The 7,162-nt window shown below is 73.1% G+C and carries 7 protein-coding genes and 1 pseudogene; 4 read left to right on the forward strand and 4 right to left on the reverse strand.

The annotated features are described in order from the left end of the window. Positions 1-640, reverse strand: a 640-nt coding sequence (locus SSOG_RS35375) for an amino acid permease (RefSeq protein WP_245606441.1), incomplete at its 3' end; no start/stop codon positions are given. Between the two features lie 80 nt (positions 641-720). Between SSOG_RS35375 and SSOG_RS35380 the strand changes: the two genes are divergently transcribed. Beyond that, positions 721-1,173, forward strand: coding sequence for an Lrp/AsnC family transcriptional regulator (locus SSOG_RS35380; protein WP_039942222.1), 453 nt, complete (start codon positions 721-723; stop codon positions 1,171-1,173). Positions 1,174-1,214: 41 nt separating this feature from the next. On the opposite strand, the gene SSOG_RS35385 is transcribed toward SSOG_RS35380, so the two are convergent. The 3 genes from SSOG_RS35385 to SSOG_RS35395 all read right to left on the reverse strand — a co-directional run bounded on the left by SSOG_RS35385 (position 1,215) and on the right by SSOG_RS35395 (position 4,272). Next, positions 1,215-3,515, reverse strand: coding sequence for an MMPL family transporter (locus SSOG_RS35385; protein WP_106516504.1), 2,301 nt, complete (start codon positions 3,513-3,515; stop codon positions 1,215-1,217). A gap of 155 nt (positions 3,516-3,670) precedes the next feature. Then, a complete protein-coding gene (locus tag SSOG_RS35390; RefSeq protein WP_039939426.1) occupies positions 3,671-3,940 on the reverse strand; it encodes a hypothetical protein in 270 nt (89 codons plus the stop codon). Beyond that, positions 3,940-4,272, reverse strand: coding sequence for an ArsR/SmtB family transcription factor (locus SSOG_RS35395; RefSeq protein WP_039939427.1), 333 nt, complete (start codon positions 4,270-4,272; stop codon positions 3,940-3,942). Before SSOG_RS35395 ends, SSOG_RS35390 begins: the two co-directional genes overlap by 1 nt. 82 nt (positions 4,273-4,354) lie before the next feature. Here SSOG_RS35395 and SSOG_RS56600 point away from each other — a divergent pair, with 82 nt between their 5' ends. From SSOG_RS56600 to SSOG_RS35405, 3 genes and pseudogenes are all read left to right on the forward strand, one after another. Next, positions 4,355-5,371, forward strand: a complete 1,017-nt coding sequence (locus SSOG_RS56600) for an acetyl-CoA carboxylase carboxyltransferase subunit beta (RefSeq protein WP_009719076.1) — start codon at positions 4,355-4,357, stop codon at positions 5,369-5,371. Next, positions 5,334-5,945, forward strand: a complete 612-nt coding sequence (locus SSOG_RS56605) for a carboxyl transferase domain-containing protein (RefSeq protein ID WP_245606659.1) — start codon at positions 5,334-5,336, stop codon at positions 5,943-5,945. Before SSOG_RS56600 ends, SSOG_RS56605 begins: the two co-directional genes overlap by 38 nt. 145 nt (positions 5,946-6,090) lie before the next feature. Further along, positions 6,091-7,162 (forward strand): annotated as a pseudogene (locus tag SSOG_RS35405) (ATP-grasp domain-containing protein); the annotation flags it as partial.

The raw sequence follows: 7,162 nt of genomic DNA on the forward strand, positions 1-7,162 counted from the left end.
CCCCGCGAACGCGAAGAAGAGCACCCCCGCCGCCGAGCCTGACCGAGCCCCAGCCGCCCGGCATGAACGGCGTGAAGTGCGCGGCGCGTACCTGTGGCGCCGCCGCGAGAACAGCCGCAAGCAGCAGCGCCGTCAGCAGTCCGACCAGCAGCAGCTGCACCCGGCTGGACAGCCGCAGCCCGCGGCAGTTGGCGGCGAGAGCGGCCGCCAGGACCAGCGCGGCCACGGCCGCCGTCCCCGTACCGCTCCAGCCCGCGGCGGCCGCGGCGTACTGCCCGCCGATCCACGCGGCCGCGACCACCCCGACCGGTACGGCCCCGTAGAACCACCACCCCACGACCGCCGCCGCACGCGGTCCGACGGCCCGGTGGACGTACGTGGCCACCCCGCCGCCGTCCGGGAACCGGGCGCCGAGCGCCGCGAAGCACGCGGCGACCGGCACGCTCGTCACCAGCAGGGCGGCCCACGCCAGAACCGAGGCGGGCCCGGCGGCCGCGGCCGCGAGCGCGGGCAGCGCGAGCACCCCGGGCCCGAGGACGGCGCCCGCGTACAGGGCGGTGCCGCCCCCGGTGCCGAGGCGGCGGGGCGATGTGCGGGGTGGTCGCGGAGGAGTGGACGGTTTGGTCCCTTGCGCGGTCATGCCGAGGAAAGCTAGCTGGTCAGACGACGACTCGGTGGGCTCGCCGAAGGAAATTCGGCGAGCCTGCAATCATGCTCGCCATGGACGAACTTGATACGGCGATCGTCCGCGAACTCCAGCGCGATGCACGCCAGACCAACCGCGAACTCGCCCGCACCCTCGGCATCGCCCCCTCCACCTGCCTGGAGCGGGTCCGGGGGCTGCGCAACCGCGGCGTGATCACCGGCTATCGGGCGACGGTCGACCTGCGCGCCCTGGGCCGCCCGGTCCAGGCCCTTCTCGCGGTCCGGATCCGGCCGTTGAGCCGGGAGGTCATCGAGGGGTTCAAGGCGTACCTGGTCACGCTGCCCGAGGTGCTGTCGGTGTTCGTGGTCGCGGGCGGCGACGACTTCCTGGTCCATGTGTCGGTGGCCGATGTGGACCGGCTGCACGCCTTCCTGATGGACCGTGTCTCGGGGCGCAAGGAGGTCGTGGACTTCCGCAGTTCGATCATCTACCAGCATGTGGCGGGCGATGTGATCACCGAGCTGTGATCACCGAGCTGTGATCACCGGACCCGATCACCGCGCCGGGGTCACCGGACCGGGGCGATACTGGAGCGTTCGGTTCCGGGGGATGCCGTCACCATTCCCCCGGGGCCGGTCACCGGCCGTCTCCGGGAGCGGCCCCGGCCCAGCAGAGCCATGGCGGCGGGCAGCAGCACTCCGCGGACCACGGTGGCGTCGATGAGGATGGCCACCGCCAGGCCGACGCCCATCATCTTGTACTCGATCGCGGACAGCACCACGAAGACGCTGAAGGCCGCGGTCATGATGACGGCCGCACTGGTGACCACCCCCGCCCCGGCCGCGATGCCGCCGACGATCGCCTCGCGCGCCTCCGCGCCGTCGCGCTGGCGTTCGCGGATCCGGCTGAGCACGAAGAGGTGGTAGTCCATGCTCAGCCCGAAGAGGATCACGAACATGAACAGCGGCAGCCAGCCGATCACCCCGCCGTACGCCGTGAAGCCGAGCGCCGAGCCCAGGTGACCGTCCTGGAACACCCAGGTCAGCACGCCGTACGCGGCGCCGATCGACAGCAGGTTCAGCACGATCGAGATCAGCGGGATGGCCAGGGAGCGGAAGGACACCGTCAGCAGGACGAAGGCGAGGGCGAGCACGAAGCCGAAGACGAGCGGGGTGCGGTCGGTGACCCGCCGGGTGAAGTCGTACGTGATGGCCGTCTTGCCCGCGACCGCGTAGTCGACCCCGTCCAGGTGGCCGAGGGCGGCGGGCAGGGTGTGCTTCCGCAGGGTCGTGAGCGCCTCGTTGGCGGTGTCGTCGTAGCCGAAGCTCGCGAGGGGGACCCGTACCAGCAGCGCCCGGTCGACCGCGGCGCTGGTGATCGGCTCGTGCAGCGCGCCACGGCTGGCGGCGGCGCGGCCGTGCAGGCTGTCGACCGCCTTGCGTACGGCCGGATCGTCGGCCGCGTCCGTACCGCCCCGCTTACTCCAGATCACCACCCACGCCGGGGCGGGCGTGCCCGGGAACGCCTGCTGCATCCGCGCGGCCGCGTCCACCGCCGGGACGTCCCGCGACAGACTGTCCGTCACCGACGCGTCCTGCAACCGCATCCCCAGCGCGGGCAGCGCCAGCACCAGCAGCGCCAGCGCCGCCGAACCGCCCCACACCAGTGGCCGCCGCACCACCGCGCGGGCCACCGCCGACCACAGCCGGGACTCGGCCGCCGCGGTACGGCGGCGCCCCAGCCAGGGGATGCGGGCCCGGTCCACCCAACTGCCCAGCAGGGCCAGCAGCGCGGGCAGCACGGTCACCGAGCCGATCATCGCGACCCCGACCACCAGCGCAGCGCCGACCGTCAGCCCCTGGAGGTTGTCCACGCCGGTGAACAGCAGCCCGCTCAGGCACAGCATGACCGTGAGGCCCGAGACCACCACCACCCGGCCCGAGGTGCGCGAGGTGATGCGCAGCGCCTCGGCGATGTTATGTCCGGCGGCCCGTTCCTCGCGGGCCCGGCGCAGATAGAAGAGCGAGTAGTCGATGCCCACGGCCACGCCGATCAGCAGCACCATCGAGGACGTGGCGCTGTTGACGGGCACCCAGCGGGCGGCCACCTGGAGCAGGCCGAAGGTGCCGATGACGGTCGTCGCGGCGAGCAGCAGCGGGATCGCGGCGGCGATCAGCGAGCCGAAGACCACCAGCAGGATGACGACGGTCAGGGGGAGGGAGAAGAACTCCGCCCGTGCGAAGTCGCCCTTGATGCTGTCGTCGACCACCCGCGACAGGCTCCGGTCGCCCGCCTGCGCCAGCGTGATGTCCGGGTGGCGGGCCCGGACCGCCTCGACGGCCCGCACCGCGGCCTCGTAGTGCGCGTCCATCCGCTCGTTCGGGCCCGCCACCTGGAAGGTGACCAGACCGGAGCGGCCGTCCTTCGACAGCTGGCGGCCGTCGTCCAGCGGGGAGCGGAGGTCCCGTACCGCGCCCGGCGCCGCGCGCAGCGCCGTCACCAGGTCCCGGGTGGCCCGCCGCAGCGCGGGGTCGGCGGTGAAGCGGGGTGCGTCCGCTGTGCCTCGCGTACGGTGCTGGACCAGGACGTTCTCCTGGGGCGGGGCGTAGGAGCGCTGGGCGCTCAGCACCCGGTCGGCGCGGCCCGATTCGCCCGGGTCGGTGCTGTTCGCCGTCCCGCCCGGTATCAGCGCGCTCGCGAGCACGGCCACGGCCACCAGCGCGAACCACCCGGCGATGGCCGCCGCGCGGTGCCGGACCGACCATCCGGCGATCCGCTCCACGAGAGCGGGACCGGTGGGGTCCGGTTTCGCCGGGCCCGGTTTCGCGGGGCCCGGTTTCGCGGGGCCCGGTTTGCTTTTCGGCAGCATGAGCTGCTGTCCTTTCCGCAGAAGGAGCGTTTCCACAAGAGGGCTCGCCCCGCTGGGGCGAGTTGGTGCCGCTGCTTCGTTCATCTGGGCCGTCGAGTTGCCGCTCGGCGGCCCAGCGCGTGTTCTCCGTTACGCCATGGCGCTACGCCACGGCCCTACTCCACGGTCTGGAGGATGCGCTCCAGCGCGTCCATCCGGCCCTTCAGCGCGGTGAGCGTCTCGCCGATCTCCCGCAGCCGGATCTCGGTCTGCTGCTGAGTGGCCACGGCCTGCTCCGCGATCTTGCGGTACTCCAGCTCCCGTACGACCTGGACCTTCGCGCGCCGCGTGGCCGCGAACTGCCAGATGATCGTGGTCAGTACGGTGGTGACCAGAGCGAACAGACCGAAGGCCCCGACGACCTCCGTCCAGTCGTGCCCGTCCATCACGTGTTTCCCTTCGTATCCGGGGTCAGCGTCCGTTCCGCGGCCTCGATGGCTTCCGGGGTGAGCCGGATCGCGAACCGGTTCACCTCGTAGAACTTCATGGCCTTTCCGTCCTCCGAGACCTCCAGCCGCGCCGACACCAGCCCGGCGGCCTCCAGCTTTCGCAGATGCACCTGGAGCAGCGCACGGCTGATGCCCAGCGAACGGGCCAGCTCGCTGACGTACGTGCTCTCCCGGGACAGCGCCGCGATCACCCGCAGCCGGTGCGGATTGGAGAGCGTGGCCAGCACGCGGACCAGCTCGTCGCCGGTCGGTTCCGGCTCTTCCGTCATAGCGAAACCCTGCACATGCAAAAAAAAGTTAGCACATGCCGAGAATGATTGAGCGGCATCGGATGCGTGGAAGGTGTCAGACATGACCGGAACTCATCCCCGCGCGGGCGCCGACAAGGCCCGCAAGTCCGCCATCGACCTGGTCGAGACCTTCCTCGACCCCGGCAGCCGGCGCGGCTGGGACCAGCCGGTCGAGATTACGACGACCGACCCCGACTACCGGGCCGACCTGGAGCGGGCCCGTGAGCGCACCGGGCTCGACGAGTCGGTGATCACGGGCGAGGGGTGCGTCGAGGGGCGCCGGGTCGCCTATGTGGCCTGCGAATTCCGCTTCCTGGCGGGCTCGATCGGGGTCGCGGCGGGGGAGCGGCTGGTCCGCGCCGTGGAGCGCGCCACGGCGGAACGGCTCCCGCTGCTGGCCGCCCCGGCGTCGGGCGGGACCCGGATGCAGGAGGGCACGGTCGCCTTCCTCCAGATGGTGAAGGTGGCGGCGGCGATAACCGACCACAAGGCCGCAGGCCTGCCGTATCTGGTGCACGTACGCCACCCCACCACCGGCGGCGTCCTCGCCTCCTGGGGCTCCCTGGGGCATGTCACCGCCGCCGAACCGGGCGCCCTCATCGGCTTCATGGGCCCGCGGGTGCACGAGGCCCTGTACGGCGAGGAGTTCCCGGCGGGTGTCCAGGTCGCCGAGAACCTGATGAACCACGGCCTGATCGACGCGGTGCTCCCGACGAGCCGCCTCGCGGAGGTCGCGGCGCGGGTGCTGCGGGTCCTGTGCGGCGACCAGGACGTACCGGCCGGGGTCGATTTTCGGTCAGGCGCCGAGACCGCCGAGGCGGGCTCAGCCGCGGCGGGTCGCGGGGGTGCGGGGCCACGGCGGTCGGGCCCTCGGCCGAGGAGTCGATCCGGGCCTCGCGGCGGGAGGACCGGCCCGGGGTGCGGGATCTGCTGCGGGTCGCCGCGGAGGAACGTGAGTCCGCTCAGCGGTACCGGCGCCGGGGAGCACGACCCCCGGGCTGCTGCTCGCCCTCGCGCGGGTCGGCGGGGTGCCCTGTGTGGTGCTCGGGCACAACCGGCGCGGGCGCCGCGGGAGTGAGCGTGCGTCGGCCGAGGGGCAGCCGCTGGGGCCCGCGGGGCTGCGTACCGCGCGGCGCGGGATGCGCATCGCGGCCGAGCTGGGGCTGCCGCTGCTCACCGTCATCGACACCGCAGGGGCGGCGCTCAGCCGTGAGGCCGAGGAGGGCGGGCTGGCGGGGGAGATCGCCCGCTGTCTCGCGGACATGGTCACGCTGCCCGCGCCCACCCTCTGCCTGCTGCTCGGTCAGGGCGCGGGCGGGGCCGCGCTCGCGCTGCTGCCCGCCGACCGGGTCGTGGCCGCGCGGCACGCCTGGCTGTCGCCGCTGCCGCCCGAGGGCGCGTCCGCCATCCTCCACCGGACCACGGAGCGGGCGTACGAGGTCGCCGACCGGCAGGGGGTGCGCTCCGCCGATCTGCTGGCCGACGGCATCGTCGACCGCGTCGTGGAGGAGGGGGAAGGCGAGGGGGAGGAGTTCCTCGGGCGCCTCGGGCACATCCTCGGCGCCGAACTCGCCGCCCTCCGCGCCCAGGATTCCGAGGAGCGGCTCGCCGCGCGCCGGGCCCGGCACCGCCGCATCGGGCTGCCGAGTTGACGGCGTAACAGGGCCAAACGGGCGCGTCGGCCAGCCGAATTGGCAGTCTTAGGCATGCCTAACCTAATCTCGGCTCGTGAACGAGAATGATCTCGACACGGCGCCCCGGCCGTCCTCCACCCCTGCCCCCGCCCACCCCACGCCAATCCACCTTCTCGCCCTCAACCCGACCGACTCCGTCACCGAAGGCTTCCTCCCCGCCGCCGCCCGTCTCGGCCTGCCCGTCACCCTCCTCACCGACCAGCCCGAGGCGCACGAGCGCGCGTACGCCCGCCACGCGGACCGTGGCGGACGGCTCCCCGCCACGCTCGACGTCGCCCCCTGCGACGTACGGGACTTCCGCGAGGTCGTCAGCCGGATCGCCGCCGCCCCGGACGGCCGGCGCCCCCGCGCCGTCTTCACCAACAGCGACCACCTCCAGACCCAGGCCGCCCTCGCCGCCGCGTACTTCGACCTCCCCGGCAAGGACTGGCGCGCCGCCCTCCGCACCAAGAACAAGGCCGAACTGCGCCGCGCCCTCGCCGCGGCCGGTGCCGACACCATCTGGTCCACCGAACTCGGCACCGGCGACGACCCGGTCACCCTCGCCGGCCTCGACGCGCCCTTCCCCTGCGTCGTCAAGCCGCGCGAGGGCGTGGCCAGCGAGGACGTCGTCCTCGTCGCCGGCCCGGCCGAACTCGTCCGCAGCTGCCGCGACATACGCGCCCACCGGCCCGACGCGGCGCTCGTGATCGAGGAGTACCTCCACGGCGAACTGCGCACCCTCGAAACCCTCGGCGACGGCCGCACCCTCCACGTCCTCGGCGCCTTCCGCACCGACGTCTCCCCGCCCCCGCACTTCATCGAGGAACGGCTGCACCTCCTGCCCGCCCCGCCCCCACAGCCCCACACCGGCCAGGTCTTGGCCCAACTCCGGGCGCTGGGAGTAGGATTCGGCGCTTGCCACACCGAATACGTCGTCCAGGGCGACCGGGCCCGCCTCATCGAGGTGAACTACCGTGCCATCGGCGACCAATGCGATCTGGTGCTCGCCGAACTCCTCGGCATCCCGCTCTTCGAGCACATCCTCCGCACCCACCTCGGCGAACCGCTCCCGGCCGACCTCGGCGCCCGCACGGACGGCCGGGTCCGCATGGAGTACGTCACGGCCGACCGCCCCGGCCGCCTCGTCGCAAGCCCCGGCGGCGGCGGTGACCGAACGCGACGGCGTACGGCTC

The sequence above is a fragment of the Streptomyces himastatinicus ATCC 53653 genome, assembly GCF_000158915.1.
Taxonomy (GTDB): Bacteria; Actinomycetota; Actinomycetes; order Streptomycetales; family Streptomycetaceae; genus Streptomyces; species Streptomyces himastatinicus.